At 70.1% G+C, this 21309-nt stretch carries 23 protein-coding genes; 10 read left to right on the forward strand and 13 right to left on the reverse strand.

Translation table 11 applies throughout. From position 1 onward, the window contains the following. Positions 1-47: 47 nt before the first annotated feature. Together ACTIF1_RS14070 and ACTIF1_RS14075 are read right to left on the reverse strand one after the other, a co-directional pair. On the reverse strand, positions 48-1778 hold the full coding sequence (locus ACTIF1_RS14070; protein WP_439597172.1) for a thiamine pyrophosphate-binding protein: 1731 nt from the start codon (positions 1776-1778) through the stop codon (positions 48-50). A 2-nt stretch (positions 1779-1780) separates the two neighbouring features. Next, positions 1781-2617, reverse strand: a complete 837-nt coding sequence (locus ACTIF1_RS14075) for a hypothetical protein (RefSeq protein WP_439597065.1) — start codon at positions 2615-2617, stop codon at positions 1781-1783. A 90-nt stretch (positions 2618-2707) separates the two neighbouring features. Here ACTIF1_RS14075 and ACTIF1_RS14080 point away from each other — a divergent pair, with 90 nt between their 5' ends. From ACTIF1_RS14080 to ACTIF1_RS14115, 8 genes are all read left to right on the forward strand, one after another. Continuing rightward, positions 2708-3697, forward strand: a complete 990-nt coding sequence (locus ACTIF1_RS14080; RefSeq protein WP_439597066.1) for a thiamine pyrophosphate-dependent dehydrogenase E1 component subunit alpha — start codon at positions 2708-2710, stop codon at positions 3695-3697. Between the two features lies 1 nt (position 3698). Then, a complete protein-coding gene (locus ACTIF1_RS14085) occupies positions 3699-4676 on the forward strand; it encodes an alpha-ketoacid dehydrogenase subunit beta (RefSeq protein WP_439597067.1) in 978 nt (325 codons plus the stop codon). Between the two features lie 71 nt (positions 4677-4747). Then, on the forward strand, positions 4748-5224 hold the full coding sequence (gene queF, locus ACTIF1_RS14090; protein WP_439597068.1) for a preQ(1) synthase: 477 nt from the start codon (positions 4748-4750) through the stop codon (positions 5222-5224). Further along, a complete protein-coding gene (gene queG / locus ACTIF1_RS14095; RefSeq protein ID WP_439597069.1) occupies positions 5211-6242 on the forward strand; it encodes a tRNA epoxyqueuosine(34) reductase QueG in 1032 nt (343 codons plus the stop codon). The genes queF and queG overlap by 14 nt, the downstream gene beginning before the upstream one ends. After that, the gene (gene queC, locus ACTIF1_RS14100; protein WP_439597070.1) at positions 6239-6931 is read left to right on the forward strand and encodes a 7-cyano-7-deazaguanine synthase QueC; all 693 of its coding nucleotides are present in this window, start codon (positions 6239-6241) and stop codon (positions 6929-6931) included. Before queG ends, queC begins: the two co-directional genes overlap by 4 nt. Continuing rightward, positions 6922-7473: a VUT family protein gene (locus ACTIF1_RS14105; protein ID WP_439597071.1), complete on the forward strand. Its 552-nt coding sequence runs from the start codon at positions 6922-6924 to the stop codon at positions 7471-7473. Before queC ends, ACTIF1_RS14105 begins: the two co-directional genes overlap by 10 nt. Then, the gene (locus ACTIF1_RS14110; protein WP_439597072.1) at positions 7470-8123 is read left to right on the forward strand and encodes a type 1 glutamine amidotransferase; all 654 of its coding nucleotides are present in this window, start codon (positions 7470-7472) and stop codon (positions 8121-8123) included. The genes ACTIF1_RS14105 and ACTIF1_RS14110 overlap by 4 nt, the downstream gene beginning before the upstream one ends. Further along, a complete protein-coding gene (locus tag ACTIF1_RS14115; protein ID WP_439597073.1) occupies positions 8120-8620 on the forward strand; it encodes a GNAT family N-acetyltransferase in 501 nt (166 codons plus the stop codon). Before ACTIF1_RS14110 ends, ACTIF1_RS14115 begins: the two co-directional genes overlap by 4 nt. A 7-nt stretch (positions 8621-8627) precedes the next feature. Here ACTIF1_RS14115 and ACTIF1_RS14120 read toward each other — a convergent pair whose 3' ends face one another. From ACTIF1_RS14120 to ACTIF1_RS14150, 7 genes are all read right to left on the reverse strand, one after another. Continuing rightward, complete coding sequence (locus tag ACTIF1_RS14120; protein WP_439597074.1) at positions 8628-9590, reverse strand: Bug family tripartite tricarboxylate transporter substrate binding protein; 963 nt, start codon at positions 9588-9590, stop codon at positions 8628-8630. Positions 9591-9649: 59 nt separating this feature from the next. Then, on the reverse strand, positions 9650-10606 hold the full coding sequence (locus tag ACTIF1_RS14125; RefSeq protein ID WP_439597075.1) for an ABC transporter substrate-binding protein: 957 nt from the start codon (positions 10604-10606) through the stop codon (positions 9650-9652). After that, a complete protein-coding gene (locus ACTIF1_RS14130; protein WP_439597076.1) occupies positions 10606-12741 on the reverse strand; it encodes a molybdopterin cofactor-binding domain-containing protein in 2136 nt (711 codons plus the stop codon). Before ACTIF1_RS14130 ends, ACTIF1_RS14125 begins: the two co-directional genes overlap by 1 nt. Next, positions 12738-13202: a (2Fe-2S)-binding protein gene (locus tag ACTIF1_RS14135; protein WP_439597077.1), complete on the reverse strand. Its 465-nt coding sequence runs from the start codon at positions 13200-13202 to the stop codon at positions 12738-12740. The genes ACTIF1_RS14130 and ACTIF1_RS14135 overlap by 4 nt, the downstream gene beginning before the upstream one ends. After that, positions 13199-14167 (reverse strand): tripartite tricarboxylate transporter substrate binding protein, encoded by a 969-nt coding sequence (locus ACTIF1_RS14140; RefSeq protein ID WP_439597078.1) that lies wholly within the window; start codon positions 14165-14167, stop codon positions 13199-13201. Before ACTIF1_RS14140 ends, ACTIF1_RS14135 begins: the two co-directional genes overlap by 4 nt. A 68-nt stretch (positions 14168-14235) precedes the next feature. Beyond that, positions 14236-14817: an NAD(P)H-dependent oxidoreductase gene (locus tag ACTIF1_RS14145; RefSeq protein ID WP_439597079.1), complete on the reverse strand. Its 582-nt coding sequence runs from the start codon at positions 14815-14817 to the stop codon at positions 14236-14238. Beyond that, on the reverse strand, positions 14817-15248 hold the full coding sequence (locus tag ACTIF1_RS14150) for a cupin domain-containing protein (RefSeq protein ID WP_439597080.1): 432 nt from the start codon (positions 15246-15248) through the stop codon (positions 14817-14819). The genes ACTIF1_RS14145 and ACTIF1_RS14150 overlap by 1 nt, the downstream gene beginning before the upstream one ends. 74 nt (positions 15249-15322) lie before the next feature. Between ACTIF1_RS14150 and ACTIF1_RS14155 the strand changes: the two genes are divergently transcribed. Together ACTIF1_RS14155 and ACTIF1_RS14160 are read left to right on the forward strand one after the other, a co-directional pair. Continuing rightward, on the forward strand, positions 15323-15904 hold the full coding sequence (locus ACTIF1_RS14155; protein WP_439597081.1) for an NAD(P)H-dependent oxidoreductase: 582 nt from the start codon (positions 15323-15325) through the stop codon (positions 15902-15904). Positions 15905-15964: 60 nt separating this feature from the next. Further along, positions 15965-17026, forward strand: a complete 1062-nt coding sequence (locus ACTIF1_RS14160) for an alpha/beta fold hydrolase (protein ID WP_439597082.1) — start codon at positions 15965-15967, stop codon at positions 17024-17026. Between the two features lie 6 nt (positions 17027-17032). On the opposite strand, the gene ACTIF1_RS14165 is transcribed toward ACTIF1_RS14160, so the two are convergent. From ACTIF1_RS14165 to ACTIF1_RS14180, 4 genes are read right to left on the reverse strand one after another with little or no spacing between them, the layout of a single operon-like run. Continuing rightward, positions 17033-18364, reverse strand: a complete 1332-nt coding sequence (locus tag ACTIF1_RS14165) for a cytosine deaminase (RefSeq protein WP_439597083.1) — start codon at positions 18362-18364, stop codon at positions 17033-17035. Beyond that, positions 18361-19221 carry an ABC transporter permease gene (locus tag ACTIF1_RS14170; RefSeq protein WP_439597084.1) on the reverse strand — a complete coding sequence of 287 codons (861 nt, stop codon included), beginning with the start codon at positions 19219-19221 and terminating at the stop codon, positions 18361-18363. Before ACTIF1_RS14170 ends, ACTIF1_RS14165 begins: the two co-directional genes overlap by 4 nt. Further along, a complete protein-coding gene (locus ACTIF1_RS14175; RefSeq protein ID WP_439597085.1) occupies positions 19218-20012 on the reverse strand; it encodes an ABC transporter ATP-binding protein in 795 nt (264 codons plus the stop codon). Before ACTIF1_RS14175 ends, ACTIF1_RS14170 begins: the two co-directional genes overlap by 4 nt. Beyond that, positions 20005-21024, reverse strand: a complete 1020-nt coding sequence (locus tag ACTIF1_RS14180) for an ABC transporter substrate-binding protein (protein ID WP_439597086.1) — start codon at positions 21022-21024, stop codon at positions 20005-20007. The genes ACTIF1_RS14175 and ACTIF1_RS14180 overlap by 8 nt, the downstream gene beginning before the upstream one ends. Positions 21025-21309: the final 285 nt, after the last annotated feature.

A 21309-nucleotide genomic window follows, 5' to 3' on the forward strand; every position in this document is an offset into this window, starting at 1 on the left:
CCTCGCGGAAGCGTTACCATGCTGCCGTGACATCCTGCAGGGTGGGGTCAGACCGGCCGGTCGCCCTTGTTCACCTTCAGCGTCCGGTTGTCCGCCGCCGGCAACATTTTCGCCGGATCACGCGTCACCACGATGTCGAGCACCGTCGGCGTATCCGTGTTCTCCAGGCCCGCCCGGATGGCGCCCGCCAGCTTTTCCGGGTCCTCCACGCGGATGCCCTGGCAGCCCATGGCGTTCGCAATGTTCGCATAATTCATCTCGACCAGGTCGCTGGACTGGTAGCTGCCGGGGCCGAAGACGGCGTGCTGCAGCGCCTTCACATAGCCGGAGGCCGCGTTGTTGAAGATGCAGGCGACGATCGGCGCGCCGACGCGCCGCGCGGTCTCGAGATCGCCCATCGACATGTTGAAGCCGCCATCGCCGGTCAGGGAGACGACGCGCCGCCCCTTCCCCACCCCGATCTGCGCCCCGATGCCGCCCGGCACGCCATAGCCGATGGAGGCAAAGCCACGATCCGCGACGAAGCCGCGCCCGGCCCGCTTGGTATCGAAGAGCAGCCCGCCCCAATGCCCCGCGAAACCGCCATCTGCGACCAGCACGGCATCGGCCGGCAGGATCTTGTTCAGCTCGCCCATCAGGCGGCCGACATTGATCGGCGATTCCACCGATTCCAGCCGGTCCTTCGCAGACTCCAGCCAGGCCGCCATGCGCTTCGGCACCTCCGCGCACCACTCGGCGCGCGCGCCCTTGCGCGGGCCGAGTTCGGCCAGCAGATCCTCCAGCCCGCAGCGCGCATCGCCGACCAGCGCCACATCCTGCCGCGTGGTGCGGCCGATCTCCTCCGCCACGATATCCAGATGGATCAGCGGCACGCCGGAGGGCATCAGCGAGAATCGCTTCGTGGCGATCTCGCCGAGCTTGCAGCCCACAACGAGCAGACAGTCGCTCAGGCCGATCAGGTCGTTGGCGATGCGCGAATAGCGGCCGAAGACGCCGGCCGAGAGGGCGTGGTTGCAGCCGATGGCGCCCTTCCCGGACATGGTATGGGCCACCGGGATGCCCTGGGCTTCCGCCAGCGCCAGCAGGGCGTCATGGGCCTCGCTGATATGCACGCCGCCGCCGGCCAGGATCAGCGGCCGCTCCGCCTTGGCCAGCAGCGCCGCGGCGCGCGAAAGATCATCCCGCGCCGGGCGGGACCGGCGAGCCTGGGCGCGCAGCGTGCCCGGATCGAACCAGAAATCGCCGGCATCGAAATCATGCTCGGCATGCGCCACATCCTCCGGCACCGCGATCAGCACCGGGCCGGGGCGGCCGCTGGTGGCCACCGCGAAGGCGCGCCGGATGTGTTCGGGAATGCGGGAGATGATCTCGACGCGGATCGCCTCCTTCACCAGGGGCCGCAGAACGTCGAATTGCCGCGCCTCCTGCGTCATGTTCTTCCAGGCGTGCTGGCGGTTCGCGTCGCCGATGATGGCGACCATCGGCATGCCGGCATTGAAGGCCTCGGCCAGGCCGGTGGCCAGGTTCGTGGCCCCCGGCCCGAGCGTGCCGTCCACCAGCCCGGGCCGGTTGGTGACGCGGGCATAGGCATCCGCCGCAAAGGCGCCGCAGCGCTCGTCGTTGATCAGGTAGTGCTGCACGCCCAGCACCCGGCAGGCCTCGTAGAAGGGCAGCAGCTGGAAGCCGCCCATGCCGAACATCGGCCCCGATTCATGCAGCTTCAGCATCTCGGCAAGCGCGGCGCCGCCGGTCATGCGGCGGGTGGCATTAGCGGACATGGTCACAGACTCTCCAGGATCTTGGCGACGAAGTCGCGGGTCGACAGGCCGATGCAGCCGCCGCGCGCCTCGGCGGGCGCATTGAGGGCGGAGATATAGCCATCCTCCCAGCTGCTGGTCGCATCGCCGATGCGGGCCGAGAAAGCCGAGACGGTGGCCGCCGCGATGCCGCGCGCGGCCAGGGCCGGCAGGCGCGAGACGCCAGCCTGGTCGATGCCGATGGCCGCGTCGTTGTAGATGGCGCAGAGCACATCCGCCTTCACCGCGCTGGCCGCGCGCCCGCCGAGCAGCCCGCCATGCGAGCCGGTGACCACCACCTGCCCCGCATCCTCCGGCCCGACCAGCCCGTTCGAATCGAGCGCGATGACGCGCACTGGCCCATCGGCGGAAATCAGCCGCCGGGCCTCCTCCAGCTGGCCGGGCGCCTCGGCGGGCGGCAGCCGGGCGGCCAGCAGCCGGTCCAGCGCCTCCGCCACCGGCATCCCCTCCGCCAGGCCCAGCGCCGCGGCGGGGGCATTCACGGTGGACAGCCGGCCGCGCGCCAGCATGTCGGCGCCATCGCCGATGCGGGCGGTTTCATGCGCCACGGCGGCGGCGGGCACGAAGCGGGATTCCAGCCAGAAAATGCCGCCGACGCCGGCCCTTTCCCGCCCGATGCCGGCATCATGCAGCACCAGCCCGCCGACGCCCTTCCGCGCCGCATACCAGGCCGCATAGATGCCGCCATGGCTGGCGCAGCAGGCCACCCGGCCCCGCGCCGCGCCGTCCAGCTGCGTCACGCTGTCCAGAACCAAGGGCCCCGCGCCCGACATCCCCTCCGGCATCGATTGTCCCCCCATGGCTTGATTCCTTCGCGCGCTGCCGCATGCTCCGCAAGCCCCCCGGCCCACGCGGCACAAGAAGGGGGGCGGGGAAACGGGGACAGGCGGATGACGAGGACCGGCGACAATCGCGCGCGGCTGATCGCGCTCTATACCACCATGTGCCGCATCCGCGCCTTCGAGGAGACGGCGCTGGCCGCCCACAAGGCCGGCGAGATCCCGGGTCCGCTGCATGTCTCCATCGGCCAGGAAGCGGTGGCCGCTGGCATCTGCCTGAACCTGCGGCGCGACGACCGCATCACCTCGAACCATCGCGGTCATGGCCATGCGCTGGCCAAGGGGGCAGGCGTTTCCGGCATGATGGAGGAGCTGTTCGGCCGCGCCGGCGGGCATTGCCGCGGCAAGGGCGGGTCCATGCATATCGCGGATTTCAGCGTCGGCATGCTGGGCGCGAACGGGGTGGTGGCGGGCGGCATCCCCATCGCGGTGGGAGCGGCGCAGGGGCTGAAGATGCTGGGCTCGGATGCCATCGTCGCCTGCTTCTTCGGTGATGGCGCGATCAATCGCGGGCCCTTCCTGGAGGGGCTGAACTGGGCGGCGCTGTACCGCCTGCCGGTGCTTTTCGTGTGTGAGGACAATGGCGTGGCCGCCTTCACCGCGACGGCCAGCGTCACCGCCGGCCCGGGCGTCGCGGCGCGGGCAGAGTCGCTCGGCGTGCCCTGCCTCAGCGTGGACGGCAACAATGCGGCGGCGGTGGATGCCGCGGCCTCGCGCCTGGTGGCGGAAATCCGCGGCGGCGCCGGGCCGCAGCTGCTGCATGCCACCACCTATCGCATCACCGGCCATACCAGCAGCGACCCCGCCGCCTGGCGCGACCCGGCGGATGTCGAGGCCGCGCGCGCCGCGGAGCCGATCGGCCGGCTGCGCGCGCGGCTGACGGAGGAGGGTGTTTCGCTCGCCGAGCTCGATAGCATCCGTGGCGAGGCCATGGCGGAAATGTCCGCCGCCCGCGAAGCGGCGCTGACCGCGCCCTGGCCGGACCCGGCCGTGGCCTGGGAAGACGTCCAGGACGTTGGCGCCGTGCAGGGAGCCGCCTGAGATGGTCGAGATCACCCTGGTGGAAGCCGCCCGCCGCGCCGCGCAGCAGGAAATGCGCCGCGACCCCAGCATCTGGGTGCTGGGCGAGGATGTCGCCCGCGGTGGCCTCTTCGGCCAGTATCGCGGCTTCCTGGAGGAATTCGGCGAAAGCCGCATCGTCTCCACCCCGATCAGCGAGAGCGTGATCATGGGCGCGGGCCTCGGCGCCGCGCTGGTCGGCACGCGACCGATCATCGAGATGCGGATCTTCGACTTCGTCATGTGCGCGATGGACGAGCTGGTGAACCAGGTCGCCAAGGTCCGCTACATGTTCGGCGGCCAGGCGCGGCCGGCCGTGGTGATCCGCATGCCGCACGGCATCTGGCGCAACTCCGCCGCGCAGCATTCGCAGATGCTGGAGAGCTGGTTCACCCATATCCCCGGCCTGGTGGTGGTGGTGCCCTCGACGCCGGCGGATACCGCGGGGCTGCTGGTGACGGCGCTGCGCAGCGACGATCCGGTGCTGTTCTTCGACCCGAAGAACCTGTTTCCGCTGGTGGGGGAAGTGCCGGAGGTGATCGCGCCGATCCCCTTCGGCCAGGCGCGGCGGGCGCGGATGGGGGATGACCTCACCATCGTCACCTGGTCCGCCATCGTGCCGCAGGTGGAGGAGGCGGCCGGGATGCTGGCGGCGCGCGGAATCTCGGCCGATGTGCTGGACCTGCGCACCCTCTGGCCCTGGGACGAGGAGGCGGTGGTCGCCTCCGTCGCCCGCACGGGGCGGCTGCTGGTGGTGCATGAGGCGGTGACCACCGGCGGTTTCGGGGCGGAGGTGGTCGCCCGGGTGATCGAGCGGCTCGGCCCGGCCCGGGTGAAGGCGGTGGCGCGGCTCGGCCAGCCCCGGGTCCCGGTGCCCTTCGCGCCGCCGCTGGAGGATGCGCTGAAGGTGGACACGGCCAAGGTGGTGGCGGCGGCGGAGGCGCTGGTCCGGGGCGCATAGCCGCTCCGCCTCGCACCTGGGGCGCCCCGCTGCTATAGCGCCGGCCAGACAGGACCAGCGGAACCCAGGCGGTGACCACACCCTCCATCTCGACCGATACCAGCGGGCTGACCCTGCTCGGCCGCCAGGCCGGCGCGCCCGAAACTCCGGATGCGGCGGTGCTGGAGCGGGTGCCCAATCCGCATCCCGGGACCCGCTACTGCGTGCGCTTCACGGCGCCGGAATTCACCTCGCTGTGTCCCATGACCGGCCAGCCGGATTTCGCCCACCTGGTGATCGACTATATCCCCGGCGACTGGTTGGTGGAGAGCAAGTCGCTGAAGCTCTACCTGACGGCCTTCCGCAACCACGGCGCCTTCCATGAATCCTGCACAGTGGGAATCGCCAAGCGGCTGATCGACGAGCTGGCGCCGGAATGGCTGCGGATCGGCGGCTATTGGTATCCGCGCGGCGGCATTCCCATTGATGTCTTTTTCCAGACCGGCGAAGCGCCCTCCGGCGTCTGGATCCCGCAGCAGGACGTTCCGGGATATCGTGGCCGCGGCTGACGACATCCGGGCGGAGGCGCTGCGCCTCGGCTTCGACGCGGTGGGTTTCGCCCGCGCCCATCTGGCGCCGGAAGCGCGGGAGCGGCTGGGCCGCTTCCTGGCGGAGGGGCTGCATGGCGACATGGGCTGGATGGAAGCCCGCGCCGAGCAGCGCGCCCACCCCCAGGCGCTGTGGCCGGAGGCGGTCAGCGTGATCTCGCTCGGCCTGAACTACGGGCCGGAGCGCGACCCGATGGAAAGCCTCGCCTGGCGCGACCGCGGCACCATCAGTGTCTATGCCCGCAACCGGGACTACCACGACATCGTCAAGAAGCGACTGAAGGCGCTCGGCCAGTTCATGGCCCAGCGCTTCAAGCACCAGCCGCTGAAGGTCTTTGTGGATACCGCGCCGGTGATGGAGAAACCGCTGGCGCAGCAGGCGGGGCTGGGCTGGCAGGGCAAGCACACGAACCTGGTCAGCCGCAGCCACGGCTCCTGGCTGTTTTTGGGCGAGATTTTTACGACGCTCGACCTCGAACTGGATGCACCGGAACGGGATCACTGCGGGTCCTGCCGGGCCTGCCTCGATGTCTGTCCCACAAATGCCTTCCCGGCCCCCTATCGGCTGGATGCACGGCGCTGCATTTCCTACCTCACCATCGAGCATCGCGGGCCGATCCCCGAGGATCTGCGCCCGCTGATGGGCAACCGCATCTATGGCTGCGACGACTGCCTCGCCGTCTGCCCCTGGAACAAATTTGCCCGCAGCCATGCGGAGCCCGGCTTCCTGCCACGCGCGGAGCTGAACGCGCCGCGGCTCGTGGAACTCGCCGCGCTGGACGATGCCGCGTTCCGTCAAAAATTCAGCGGCAGCCCGATCAAGCGCATCGGGCGCGACCGCTTCGTGCGCAACGTGCTGGTCGCCATCGGCAATTCGGGCGATGCCGCGCTGCATCCCGTGGCCCAAAAGCTGTGCGAGGATGCGGATGAGACCGTGGCGGATTGCGCCCGCTGGGCAACACAGAGGCTTGCTGCATGAGGGATGATTCCGCGCTGGTGCTGTTCAGCGGCGGGCAGGACAGCGCCACCTGCCTGGCCTGGGCACTGGACCGCTTCGGCCATGTCGAGACGCTCGGCTTCGACTACGGCCAGCGCCATGTGATCGAGCTGGAGACCCGCCAGGCGATGCGCGACGCGCTGTGCCGCGACGCCGGCTGGGCGCAGAAACTGGGCGAGGATCATGTGCTGGACCTGCGCGCGCTGGGCGGCATCAGCGAGACCTCGCTGACCCGCGACGTCGCCATCGAGATGGAAACCGGCGGCCTGCCCAATACCTTCGTGCCCGGCCGCAACCTGATCTTTCTGACCTTTGCCGCGGCGCTCGCCTATCGGCGCGGCATCAAGAACATCGTCACCGGCGTCTGCGAGACCGACTATTCCGGCTATCCCGATTGCCGCGACGACACCATCAAGGCGCTGCAGGTCGCCATCAACCTCGGCATGGAGCGCCGCTTCGTGCTGCACACGCCGCTGATGTGGCGCGACAAGGCGGCGACCTGGGAATTGGCCGAAAAACTCGGTGGCCCGGCGCTGGTGGAGGCGATCCGCCTGGAGACGCATTCCTGCTACCTCGGCGACCGCACGCCGCATGATTGGGGTGCCGGCTGCGGCACCTGTCCCGCCTGCGAATTGCGCGCGGCGGGTTGGAGAAAATACCGATGCAACTGACCCTTCGCCAGCAGGGCTTTTTGTTTCTTGCCGGCTTCGCCTTGTGCATTCCCGTTGCCAATTGGCTGATCGGCAATGTCGGCACCTTCTGCGTGCCGAACGGCCCCTGCCTGATCCCGGTGGCGCCGGGCGTCATGGCCCCCTCCGGCGTGCTGATGATCGGCCTGGGGCTGGTGCTGCGGGACCTGGTGCAGCGGCGGCTCGGCCTTGGCTGGGCCTTTGGGGCCATCCTGGCGGGCACGGCGCTCTCCGCGCTGCTGGCGCCGCCGGCGCTGGTGCTGGCCTCGGCCGTCGCCTTCCTGATCTCGGAAATGGCGGACCTGGCCGTCTATACGCCGCTGCAGCGACGCGGGCTGGTGCGGGCGGTGCTGGCGAGCAGCCTGGTGGGGCTGGTGATCGACAGCGCCTTCTTCCTGTTCCTCGCCTTCGGCAATCTGGACCTGCTGCCGGGGCAGGTGCTCGGCAAGCTGTGGATGGTGCTGGCCGCGCTGCCGCTGGTGCATTGGCTGCGGCGCCGGGACACGGCGATGGGCCTGGCATGAAGATCCTCCTCATCCGCAATTCCGAGACCGCGCCGGAAGGCGCCTTCGGCGAATGGCTGGCCGCCCAGGGCCATGCGCTGGAGGTGGTGCGCGGCGAGGATGTGACGCCCGAACAGATGATGGCGGCAGAGCTGGTGGTGATGTTCGGCTCCCCCCGCGCCGTCTATCAGACGGAAATCCCCTGGATCGCCGCCCAGCGCCCCATGGTCGCGGCGCGGCTGGTGGCCCAAAGGCCCACCATCGGGATCTGCTTCGGCGCGCAGATGATGGCGGCCGCCGCCGGCGGCAGCGTGCAGCGCCATCCGGACGGCAGCTTCTACCGCGGCTGGCGCGGCATCGATGACACGGCGGAGCCCGCCTTCGCCGGCCCCTGGCCGCGCTGGCACGGCGATGTCATCACCCCGCCGCCGCAGGCCGAGGTGATCGCCCGCGATGCCGGCACCGTGCAGGCCTTCCGGCTGCCCAAGGCCATCGCCGTGCAGTTCCACCCCGAGGCGACGCCCGAGATCATGCAGAACTGGGCCAGCCTGTCGCCGCCCGGCGCCGTGGATGAGGCTGCCCTGGCCGAGGACAGCGCCCGCCTCTTCCCCGCCCGGACCGAAGCGCGGGAAGCGCTTTTCGCCGCCCTGCTGCGGGAAGCGGGCGTGTGATCCCGGTTCTGGAGACCGTCCGCCTGCGGCTGCGGCCGCATGTCGCGGCGGATTTCCCGGCGCTGGCCGCCCTCTGGGCCAATCCGGAGGTGACGCGCCATATCGGCCGCCCCTCCACGGCGGAGGAAAGCTGGGCCCGGATGCTGCGCTATGCCGGGCTCTGGCGGCTGTGTGGCTTCGGCTACTGGGCCGTCGAGGATCGCGAAACGGGCACCTATCTCGGCGATGTCGGCTTCGCGGATTTTCGGCGCGCGACCGCCCCCCAGCTGCCGGACATGCCCGAGATCGGCTGGGTTCTGGCCCCCGCGGCCCATGGCCGCGGCGTGGCGACGGAGGCCGCGACAGCGGCGCTGGCCTGGCTCGGCCGCCCCTGCTTCTGCATCATCGCGCCGGCCAATACAGGGTCGCTACGCGTCGCCGCCAAGCTCGGTTTTGCCGAACAGGGCCTGGCCGCCTATCGCGACGACCAGGTGATGGTGCTGATGCGGAAGGGCTGAGCCCCGCTCAATCCGGCTGGATATTCGCCGCCCGCACCAGCCCGCCCCAGGTCTCCACCTGGCCCTTGAAGAAGGTGCCAAGTTCGGCAGGCGAAGACAGCACCAGCCGCGCCTGCTGCGTTTCCGTCATCACCGTGCGCGCCCGTTCCTCGGACAGCGTTTCCTTCAGCGCCGTGTTCATCCGCGCCACCTGGTCCGCCGGCGTGCCATGCGGCGCGAAGACGGCCCACCAGGCCTCGGCCTCCATATTCGCAAAACCGGCCTCGGCGGCGGTCTGGGTCTCCGCCAGGCGGGTCAGGCGCTGCGGGCCGAATTGCAGGATGGGGCGCAGGGATCCGCCGGTGATGTGCGGCAGCAGCAGGGCGGCGCTGCCGATCATCATCTCCACATGGCCGGCCACCGCGTCATTCACCGCGAGGCCGCCGCTGCGATAGGGCACATGCGTCAGCTGCACGCCCGCATGCTCGCCCACCCGGATCATCGAGAGATGCCCCAGCGTGCCATTGCCGGTGGAGCCATAGGTCACGCCCGGCCGCGCCTTGGCCGCCGCGACCACATCCGCGATGCTGCGATACGGCTTGTCCGGCCGCGTCGCCACCGCATAGGGCGAGCCGCCGATCAGCATGACCGGATCGAGGTCCTTCAGCACGTCGAAGGGCGGGTTGCGCAACAGGGCCGGGATGGTGGCGTGGCTGTCGAAGGTCAGCAGCCAGGTCTGCCCATCCGGCCGCGCCTTCGCCACGATATCGGCGCCGATCGAGCCCGCGGCGCCGGAGCGGTTCTCCACCACCACATTGGCGCCGAGCCGCTGCTGCAGCCCTGGCGAGACCAGCCGCGCCACCGCATCCGTCGACCCGCCCGGGCCGAAGGGCACGACGATGCGGATGGTGGGGGTCTGGGCGCGCAGCAGGCCGGGCGCGGCCAGCAGCCCGGCCATGGCGCCGAGCCCGGCGCGGCGGGTCATGTTCATCGGTTTTTCCTCCCTTCGGCAGCCGCGCGCGACCGCCGTTGTGCCAAGGCCGCGCCCGCTCAGTCCTCGCGCGTGCTGGCCTCGAACAACTCCTCCACCGGAACCGCATGGGCGGTCAAGCCATCGGTGAAGGCGTAGCGGCACATGGCCTCCAGCTCCGCCTTGTTGCGAACGAAACCGTAGGGCCAGGGGTCGCCGCCCATCTGCGCCGTCTGCGCCGCGGCCTCGGCGGCGATCCAGGGCAGCGACACGCGCAGCACATTCACCATGGAAAGCTCCGCCACCGCGTGGTTCTTGGCGGCGTTGAAGGCCTCGAAGACCGCGCGCGGCAGGTCGGGCCGCGCCTCCACCAGGTCTCGGCGGATGGCGATGCAATGCATGATGGGGAAGAAGCCGGTGGCGGCGGCATAGGCTTCCTCCTCCCGCCGGCTGTCCGGGAAAAGGCGCGCGACGGGCGCGGTGCCTTGCGTGAAGCAGGCGGGCGGGCGCGGGCCGATGAAGGCGTCGATCCGGCCTTCCGCCAGCATCGCCTCCAGCGTCTCCCCTTCCGGGATCACCTGCATGTCGATCTCCGGCGGCAGCGACAGTGGCGTGCGCTCGCCGGAGGACCGCCAGGCGATGGAGGACACCTCTACGCCGTAGTAGCTGCGCAGCATGCCGCGCACCCACATGGCCGCCGTCTGCTGGTATTCCGGCACGCCGATGACGCGCCCCGCCAGGTCCTTCGGCCCCGTGATGCCGCGGTCGGTGCGGATATAGATGGCGGAATGCCGGAAGGCGCGGGAGGGAAAGACCGGCACGCCGATATAGCGGCTGTCGCCGCGCGCGACGGAGAGGATGTGGCTCGCCATCGAGAGTTCGGTGATGTCGTAGCGCGCCTCGCGCATCGCGATGCGGAACAGCTCCTCCGGCTCCCCCGCCGTCGGCGTCACGTCATGGCCCGCGATCTTGATGCGGCCGTCCAGGATGGGCTGGGTGCGGTCGCTGCGGGTGCAGGCAAGGGTCAGGAAGGGCATCAGTGTTCCATGGCTCGGGCGATGTTTTCGGGCGTGAAGGGCCAGTGCCGCGGGCGGACGTCCAGCGCATCGGCGATGGCATTGGCGATGGCGCCGATCACGGGCCCCATGCTGCATTCGCCGGCGCCCAGCGGCGGCGCCTCGGGCCGCGCGATCAATGCGGCTTCCACGCGTGGCACCTCGGAGAAGCGCAGGATCGGGTAGTCCTCCCAGCCGGTGGAGGTGACGTTGCGCGCATCGTGGCGCACCGCCTCCAGCAGGCAGAGGGACGTTGCCTGGATGGCGCCGCCCTCGATCTGGTTCAGCGTGCCGTCGGGGTTGATCACCTCCCCCACATCGGCGGCGAGCCAGAGGCGGCGGCAGAAGACGCGCTCCGCCGCCTCGATCTCCGCCACCGCCGCGCACCAGGCGCCGCTGCCCTTGTAGCGCGCGACGGCGAGGCCCATGCCGAAGCCCTCGCGCTGCACGCGGCCGGACCAGTTCGCCATTTCCGCGGCGCGGCTCAGCACGTCCCGCGCCCGCGCATCCTCCATCTGGCGCAGGCGATAGGCGAGCGAATCAGCCCCGACCTTGGCCGCCATCTCATCCATCACGCTTTCGATCGCCCAGACATTGGCCAGCGCGCCGAGGCCGCGCAGGGCGCTGGTGCGCAGCGGCATTTCCGCCAGGTGGGTCATGCGGATATGCAGCGCCGGAATCGCATAGGCGGGCACCGCATTGCGCTGCGCCCCACCGCCACCGGCCAGCGGCGGGTTGATGGCGTTCGGCACGGCAAACGGCTCGGCGAGCATCGAGGCGGCGAGCAGCGTCGGCAGCGCGCCGCGGCCGGGTCGGCCGGAATGGCCGTTGGAGGTGACGTGCTGCGTCCAGCGCAGCAGCGAGCCCTCCGCATCGGCCTCGGCCGTCACATCCACCAGCATCGCCGGCGAGGCCGGACCCCAGCCGAGCTCCTCCGCCCGTGTCCAGAGCACGCGTACCGGCACGCCGGGATGCGCCCGCGCGAGCAGCGCGGCTTCCAGCGCCACGTCATCCGCGCCGTTATGGCCGTAGCAGCCGGCCGCCTCGACATGCTGGATATGAAAAACCTCGGCCGGCAGGCGCATCGCCTTCACCAGGTCGGCGCGCAGATTGTAGATGCCCTGGCTGTGGCTCCAGATTTTGGCGACTTCGCCATCCCACAGCGCCACGGCGCAGCAGGTGCCGATGGAGGCGTGGGTGACGAAGGGGCGGAAGAACCTGGCCGCCACGCGATGCACCGGCTCCGACGTCTCGGCGGCGCGCTCCAGCACGGTGCTGGTCTCGCCGGGCGCATCGGCCAGCCAGGTCTCGACATTCGCCGGCAGCGTGTCCTGCGCCGCCCATTCGGCGCGTGCGGCGACGCGCAGCGCGGCCGCCTCGGCGTGATGTTCCTGCGTCGCCAGAACGGCCAGGAAGCTGCCGTCGCGATGGAGCCTGGCGCCGCCGGGCAGCGGACCTTCGCGGACCGCAACCAGCTTCGCCCCGCGCGCCGCCGGCCGCACCACGCGCGCATGCAGCATGCCCGGCAGGCGCAGGTCCTGAAGGAAGCGCGGCGCGCCAAAAACCTTCTCGGGCAGGTCGAGCCTGGGCGCGGAGGTGCCGGCGATGCGGCGCTGATCCGCGCGCTTCGGCGTGGCCTCCGGCGTCGCCTCCACCGCCAGCAGATCGGCCCCGGCCAGCGACCAGTAGCTGCCGAGCACCCGCCCATCGGGCGCCACGAAGTCGCCGTCGCGGACCGCGATGTCCTCGCGGGATACGCCGCTGCGCTGGGCGATGACGCTGACAAAGATCCGGCGCGCCTCGGCGCAGGCCTGGCGGATCGCCATGCCGGATTCCTGGACCGAGAGGCTGCCGCTGGTCACCGCCTCATCCGGGCTGGTGGGCGTGGCCGCCGCCTGCACGCGGATGCGCGGCAGCGCCACATCCAGCTCCTCCGCCGCGATCTGGGCGAGCGCGGTCAGGATCCCCTGCCCCAGCTCCACCTTGCCCGGAGTCAGCAGCACCGCGCCTTCCGGCAGCAGGCGCAGCCATTGGTCGAGGCGCCGGTTCACCATCAGGCTGCCCGGCAGCTTCGGCCGGCCGTCATCGGGGCGCGGCCCGTGGAAGGCGAGGTTCATGCCGCCATCTCCTCCGCCGCACGCAGGATGGCCCGGATGATGCGGTTGTGGCTGCCGCAGCGGCAGAGATGCGGGTCGAGCGCGGCGCGGAGCTGATCCTCGCTGGGCCGCGGCGTTTCGCGCAGCAGCGCCAAGGCGCGGATCTGGATGCCCGAGAGGCAGAAGCCGCATTGCCCCGCCTGCAACTCCAGCAGCGCCCGCTGCAGCGGATGCGGCGCCTCGGCCGTGCCCAGCCCCTCGACCGTGGTGACGCGCCGCCCGGCCACGTCAGCCACCGGCAGCGTGCAGGCGTATCGAGGAAGATCGTCGACCAGCACCAGGCAGGCGCCGCATTGCTCCGCGCCGCAGCCGAAGCGGGTGCCGGACAGGCCGAGCGGCCCGCGCAGCGCCGCCAGCAACGGCGCCTCCGGCTCGATCGGCACGGCCACCGCCGTGCCGTTCAGCTGGAAGGTCGTGCTCAAGCGGGCGTCATCTTCGCCATGCGGATGAATTCCGCCTGCCGCGTGATATCGGCCCGCAGATAGGCGTCGAACTCCGTGATGGACATGGCCATGGGCTGCGCGCCGAGCCGGGCCTGCGCCTCCGCCGTCGCCGGCAGGGCCAGGATGCGGTTGACCTCGGTATTGATGCGCTGCCGCAGTTCCACGGGCGTCGCCGCCGGCGCCATCAGGCCGAGCCAGATGGAGGCCTCGTAGCCTGCCAGCGTCTCCGCCACCGCCGGCAGTTCCGGCATCAGCGGGCTGCGCGAGGGGCCCGTGGTGGCCAGGCCCCGCACGCGGCCACCCTCGATCTGCGGGCGCATGGTGGGGATGGCGTCGAACATGATGGGCACGGTGCCGGAGATGACGGCCGTGCGCGCCTCGTTGGAGCCGCGGAAGGGCACATGCGTCGCCGTGGCGCCGGCCATGGCCAGGAAGACCTCACCGGCCACGTGATAGGGCGTGCCGGGGCCGGAGGAGGCATAGTCGTACTTGCCGGGATTGGCGCGCAGCAGCGCGATCAGCTCCGGCAGGGTATTGGCGGGGATGGAGGGATGCACCGCCAGCACGTGATGCGCGATATTGATGGGGGCGACCGGCGCCAGGTCCCGCATCAGCACATAGGGGCGGTTCGGCAGCAGCGTCTCGTTCGCCGTATGGGTATTCGACATCAGCAGCAGCGTGTGGCCGTCCGGGGCGGACTTGGCCACGGCATCGGTGCCGATGGTGGCGCCGGCGCCCGGGCGGTTCTCGATCACGAAGGGCTGTCCGAAGGCCTGGGCGAGCGGCTCCGCCAGGAAGCGCGCCGCCACATCGGCGGACCCGCCGAGTCCGAAGGGCACCACGATCCGCACAGGCCGCGAGGGCCAGGCGGCCTGGGCCCGCGCGAGGTTTGGTGCGGCCAGCGCCGCGCCGCCGGCAGCCAGCAACAGCCTGCGTCCGATCATGTCTTCCCTCCCGTGCAATCGTTTGGAGGGAAGATTGCCCCTGGGCGCCGCCAGGGCAAGGGCCTGCTTCAGAACCGCGCCATGCGCCCCCGCACCCGGGCCAGGAAGGCGGCCCGCCGGGCGTCATCCGCACGGTTCATGTCATAGAGCGCGTGGTAGTCGATCGCCGCCCGGCCGGCGGTGATCAGCCGGAAATAGCGCGTGACGGCCTTGCGCGGCGGGTCGCCCGCCAGGATGGCGGTCCATCGCGGGCGGCCATAGGTGCTGATGCCGGCGATCTTGCGGATATGCAGCAGGTTCGGCCTGGCCACGCCGTCCTCCAGCCGGAAGGACACGCCGGGCAGCAGCACGCGGTCCATCCAGCCCTTCAGGATGGCGGGCAGGCCGAAGCACCAGGTGGGGAAGGACAGGACCAGCGCCTCCGCCTGCTCCAGCCGGCGGACGTAATCCTCGACCGGCGCGCGGTTGCCGGGGATCTCGTGGTAGCCGCGGCGCTCGGCGGCGGAGAGCACGGGGTTGAAGCCCTCCGCGTAGAGGTCGCACAGGTCGACGCTGTGCCCGGCCTGCCGAAGCCCCTCCCGCGCCGCATCGCGGATGGCGGCGTGAAAACTTTCCGCCAGCGGATGGGCATAGAGGTAGAGCACGCGCATCAGCCGGCGCCCGTGAGCACGGCGATATCCTCGGCCGGCAGCTCGATCGGCGTGCCGTTGCGGATCAGCTCCGCGAAGCCTTCGTTCGGCGCCATGAAGGTCAGGCAGTACAGCTTCTCCGCCGTGTCGTTGACCACGACATGCTCGACGCCGGGCCGCAGCACGAAGGCATCGCCAGGACCCACCGGCATCTCGACGCCGTCCGCAAAAGCCTTGCCCGAGCCCTTGAGGACGAAGAAGCACTCCTCCGCCACCTGGTGGGTATTGGGCGGCGTGCGGCCGCCGGGCGCAAAAATCTCCACCACCATGGTGAAGGAGACGCCATCCGCCACGGGGTCGAAGAGGCAGGCGAAGTAGTTCGTGTCATCGGGGGAGATGCGGAAGCCACGCAGATCGGCGGCGCGCCGGGCCAGGACGGGGACGGACATCATGGGCGCGATTCTCCATTGCGACGCTGCGGGCGATCATTGCATGACGCGTGCCAGGACCACACGGGTAGGCCCCCATGCGCGTGCTGATGATCTACTGCCATCCCCGCCCCGACAGTTTTGCGGCCGCGCTGCGCGATGCGGCGCGGCGGGCGCTGGAGGCGAAGGGGCATGAGGTGGAACTGCGCGACCTTTATGCGGAAGGCTTCAACCCCGCGCTGACCGCCGAGGAGCGCGGCCGCTACCATGCGGTGACGGACAACCTGGCCGGCGTGGAGGACCACGTCGCCAGCCTGCAGCGGGCCGATGCGCTGCTGCTGGTGCATCCCACCTGGTGGTACGGCATGCCCGCCATGCTGAAAGGCTGGTTCGATCGCGTCTGGGCGCCGGGCGTCGCCTTCAGGCTGGGCGACGGCGCGATCACGCCGCTGCTGACCCATATCCGCCGCATCGGCGTGATCACCACCTATGGGTCCCCGCGCTGGCTGCTCTGGTATATCGGCCACCCGGACCGCAAGCTGGTGAACCGCGGCATCCGCCGCCTCTGCGCCAAGGATTGCCGCACGGATTGGTACACGCTGACCCGCATGGACCACCGGTCGCGCGACGAATGCGCCGCCTTCCTGGCACGGGTCGAGCGGGAGATGGCGCGCTGGTAGGCACTCCGTTAGGCTCCGGCAACAACCGGCCCCACAAGCGGCCGGGCAGGAGGAGCCACCATGAGAACCCTTGCCTTCGCGCGGCGCGCCGCGCTGATGATCGGACTGGCGCTGGCCGCGGCACCCGCCCTGGCCGCCGATTTCCCGGCGCCACGCGACCATAGCTGGGTCGCGCGGGATTTCCGGTTCCATACCGGGGAGGTGATGCCGGAACTCCGCATCGGCTATACCACCGTCGGCGACCCCGGCGGCATCCCCGTGCTGGTGCTGCACGGCACCGCCGGCAATGCCCGCAACATGCTGGTGCAGAGTTTTGCGGGCCAGCTGTTCGGCGAGGGTCAGCCGCTGGATGCGCGGCGGCACTTCATCATCATTCCGGACGCCATCGGCACAGGGCGAAGCAGCAAGCCCTCTGACGGGCTGCGCGGCGCCTTTCCGCGCTACAACTACGACGACATGGTGGACGCCCAGCACCGGCTGGTGACGGAGGGGCTCGGCATTCCCCGTCTGCGGCTGGTGATCGGCAATTCCATGGGCGGCATGCATGCCTGGCTCTGGGGCACCAACTACCCCGAGGCGATGGACGCCATCGTGCCCATGGCCTCCCAGCCCACCGAGATGTCGTCGCGCAACTGGATGATGCGGCGGCTGCTGGTGGAAAGCGTGCGGCGCGACCCCGGCTATGCCAATGGCTTCTACACGCAGCAGCCGGCCTCGCTCGGCCTGGCGAATGTCGTCTACGCCACCGCCACCAATGGCGGCACGCTGAACCTGCAGAAGATCGCGCCGACGCGGGAGGCGGCGGACCGGCTGGTGGAGCAGCGCCTGGCCGCGCCGCCGCCGGCGGATGCCAATGATTTCGTCTATCAGTGGGATTCCTCGCGTGACTACAACCCGGCGCCGCGGCTGGAGCGCATCCGCGCGCAGGTGCTGGCGATCAATGCCGCGGATGACGAGCGCAATCCGCCGGAGACCGGGCTGATGCAGGCAGCGATGCAGCGCGTGGCGCATGGCCGGCTGCTCCTGATCCCGGCCAGCGCCGAGACGCTGGGCCATGGCACCACCAGCCAGGCCCGCTTCTGGGCGGAGGATCTGCGTGCCTTCCTGCGCAGCCTGGAATAGCCCGCCCTATTCCGCGACGCCCAGCGTGGCGTCCAGCTCCCGCCAATCGGGCGCGGTCGCGTCGAGCACGCGGCCGGCCCGCAGCACCACGCGGTCCGACTGCGGGCGGGAGAGCAGCTCTGTCATGAAGCGCGCGCCGTAGAGCACAAGGTCGGCGCTGGCGCCCGCGCGGATCGTGCCATGCTCCGCCGCGATGCCCATCGCCTCCGCCGGCCGCGCCGTGGCGGCGGCGGGCCAGCTCGCAAAGGGATGGTCGAGGTGGAGGATGCGGGCGGATTCCCGGAACACCTCGGTCATGTCGAGGTCGCCATAGGCGTAGAAGGGGTCGCGCGTATTGTCGGAGGCGACGGAGACGCGGATGCCGGCCGCCTGCATCTCATGCACCAGAGTCACGCCACGCCAGCGCGGCGTGCGGTTCGCGACGCGGTCCTGCAGGTACATGTTGCACATCGGCAGCACGACGATGTCGATGCCGGCCTCCGCCACGCGGGCGATCGTCTCCCGCGCAAAATCCTCCGGCTGGATCGAGAGCGAGCAGCAATGGCCGCACTGGATCTTTCCGCGAAAGCCGCGCTTCAGGGCGGTCAGCGCGATCTCGCGCAGGGCGCGCGCGCCGGATTCGCCGGATTCATCGACATGCAGGTCGAGATCGAGGCCGCGCGCCTCGGCGAGTAAGAAGAAGTGGTCCAGCTCAGCCTGGAAGGATTCGGGCAGTGCGTCGTGGATGCCGCCGGTGTGGCGGGTGACCATGCCGAGCACGCCGCCGGCTTCCGCCACGGTATCGGCCAGCGTCTCGCCATCCGGTCCGGCAAAGCGGTCGAGCGGGCAGATGGAGGACATCTGCAGGGCGATGCGCCCGGCCCAGGCCTCGCGCAGTTTTCGAAAAACGCGCCAGGTGGTCAGGCCATGCGGCAGGTAGGTGTCGAGATGGGTGCGGATGGCGACGGTGCCGTGCGCGTAGGCGCAGCGCAGCGCGAAATCCGCGCGGGCCTCGATATCGGCCTCGGACCAGGCGGCGCCGCGGTCGCCCATCACGGCGGTAATCGCGCCGGCGAAGTCGCCGGTCAGGTTGCGCGTGCGCGGCCAGATATGGCCCTTGTCGAGATGCGTATGCGCATCGACGAAGCCGGGCCAGACCTGACCGCCGCGCAGGTCGATGCCCGCCGGCGCGGTGCCGGGCGGGGCCAGCGCCGCGATGCGCCCGTGCGCGACCTGGATATCGAGGCGCAGCAGCCCATCCACATCCTGCGGCGCGTCGAACCCTTGCGTGAAGGCCGCATGCGCACGCGCGTTGCGCAGCCAGTAGCTGGGACCAATGGACGAAAACTCGGCCCTCATCGGCGTTCCTTCATCGCGCTCTCATGCCAGTGGCGCAGCGCCAGGTGGGAGATCAGGCTCATCGCCAGGAAAATCGCGATGCCGGTCAGCGACACCAGCACCAGCGCCGCAAACATCTTCGGGATCTGCAGCTGGTAGCCCGCCTCCAGGATGCGGTAGGCGAGGCCGGAGGCGCGGCCGCCGGTGCCGGCGACAAATTCCGCGACGATCGCGCCGATCAGCGCCAGCCCGCCCGAAATGCGCAACCCCGCGAGGAAATAGGGCATGGCCGTCGGCAGCCGCAGATGCCGCAGCACCTGCCAGCGGCTGGCGCGGTACAGGCGGAACAGATCCGTCAGGTTCTGGTCCGCACTGTTCAGGCCCAGCGTGGTGTTCGACAGGATCGGGAAGAAGGCGACGATCCAGGCGCAGATCAGCAGCGCGATGCGGATATCGTCCACCCAGATGATGATCAGCGGCGCGATCGCCACCACCGGCGTGACCTGCAGGATCACCGCATAGGGAAACAGCGACAGCTCGATGATCCGCGACTGCGCGAAGAGCACCGCCAGCGCCAGCCCCAGCACCGCGGCCACCGCCAGGGCGGCGAAGGTGATCTGCAGCGTGATGAGCAGCGAGACGGAGAGCGAGGGCCATTCGCGGATCAGCGTCTGGAACACCGCGACGGGCCCGGGCAGCAGATAGGGCGGAATCTCGTTGATCCGCACCAGGGCTTCCCAGCCGGCCAGCGCCAGCAGCCCGATCAGCGTCGGCGCCAGGATGCGCAGCCAGGCCTCGGTGGTCAGTCCGAAATGGCGCGGGGCGCGGTCCTGCAAGGGTGCGTCGGCGGCCTCGTTGGACGACAGGACGACGCTCATTCTTCCATGGCCCTGTGCAGTGCTTCGGAGATATGACGGCAATGCGCCGCGTAATCGGCAGAGGTCCGGAAGGCCTCGCCGCGCGGATGCGGCGCATCGACGCAGAGATCCTCCACCACCCGCCCGGGCCGTGCCGCCATCACCACCACGCGGCGGGAGAGGTAGACGCTCTCGAAGACCGAATGCGTGACGAAGACGGCGGTGAAGCGCTCCTGCTGCCACAAGGTCAGCAAATCGTTGTTCAGCTTGTGGCGAGTGATCTCGTCGAGGGCGGCGAAGGGCTCGTCCATCAGCAGCAGCCGCGGCTTGGTGGCCAGCGCGCGGGCGATGGAGACGCGCATCTTCATCCCGCCCGAGAGCGCGCGCGGATAGCTGTTCTCGAACCCCGCCAGCCCGACCGCGGCCAGGGCCTCGCGCGCGCGGCGTTCCGCCAGGTAGCGCGCCATGCCGGACAGCCGCATCGGCAGCATCACGTTGCGCAGGGCGGTCGCCCAGGGCATCAGCGTCGGCTCCTGGAAGACGAAGCCGATATCGCCGGTCTCGCCGCCGCCCGCCATCTCCACCCGGCCGGAGGAAGGCGGGATCAGCCCCGCCATCATCCGCAGCACGGTGGACTTGCCGCAGCCGGAGGGGCCGAGCAGCGAGACGAAATCCCCTCGCGTCACCGAAAGATCCACGCCGCGCACAGCCAGCGTGCCATTGGCATAGCGCTTGGTGACGCCTTCCAGCGAGATGACGGAGGCCGGCCCCTTCGGCTCCGTCACCGGCGCGATGGGCAGGGCCTCAGGCAAGGCCGACGCGCTTGTTCACGAATTCCAGACTATAGGCGCGCGCATAGTCGAGCCCCTGCGGATAGCGGCCGACATCGCGCATGCCCTCGTAGAAGGACTTCCACCGCGCATCCGTCATGGCGCCGATGCCGAGCTGCAGCGAATCGCCGGAATGCACGATGCCGGCCTCGTTCATCACGCGGATCGCATAGGCGATCTTGGCGTCGTCCATCTCGGGATTGTCGCGCTTGATGGCGGCGTTCGCGGCGCCGATGTCCTCGGCCTTCATATAGGCGGCCCAGCCCTCGATCGTCGCATTGACGAAGCGCTGCACCAGGTCCTTCTTCTCCGCCACCATGCGGCGGGAGACGTCGATGGTGGTCTGGTAGTTCTGGTAGCCGGCATCGGCGATCAGGAAGACCTTGGGCGTCGCGCCGGCCTGCTGCGCGGCGAAGGGCTCGGAGCTGATGAAGCCCTGCTGGATCGCCATGCGATCCGCCATGAAGGGGCCGACATTGAAGGTATAGGGCCGGATCTGCTCATCGGTGAAGCCGAACTTCGCCTGCAGGAAGGGCCAGTAGGTGACGCGGCCGGAGGCGCCGATCAGGATCGGGCGGCCCTTCATATCCTCGAAGGAATTGATGCCATTGCCCGCATGCGTCATCAGCACCTGCGGGTCCTTCTGCATGATGGCGCCGATGGTCAGGAAGGGCAGGTTTTCCCGCACATAGTTCAGCGCCTGGAAGCCGTTGGACATGATGAAGTCCACGCGGCCCGCGAGCAGCAGCTGCGCCGGGTTCTGCTGCGGCCCGCCCATGCGGATTTCGCAGTCGATGCCGTGGCGGCGATAGATGCCGGCGGCGACCGCCTGGTAGTAGCCGCCATGCTCGGCCTGGGCCCGCCAGTTGGTCTGGAAGGAGACCTTGTCCAGCGTCTGCGCCAGCGGCACCCGCGCGCCGGGCACCGCGGCCAGTGCCAGGCCGATGCCGCCCGTCAGCAGGGCGCGCCGTTCCATCCGATACCGTGTCCGCATCGTCGATCCCTCCTAGCCCTCGCGGCGGCCCCGTGCCGCAACCGATATTGTATCAAGTGCGGCAGGTCGCAGCGGCAAGGGGGCAAGGGCCGCCGGCCCGCGGGAGATGAGACCTGCGAGACGCTCATCCGCCCAAATCCTGCCCCTTCCGGCGCCTGATGCCTATTTCAAGTGCAATCTTGCCGCCCTGCCTGGCCCCGACGCCCAGCTTCAGGGCCCTCCCCCGCCCTGGCGCCGTGGCACCGGGTTTGCCAGACTGGGCGGGTGACAGACCCTCAGCCCCAT

This window comes from Falsiroseomonas sp., assembly GCF_051860665.1.
Classification (GTDB): Bacteria; Pseudomonadota; Alphaproteobacteria; order Acetobacterales; family Acetobacteraceae; genus Falsiroseomonas.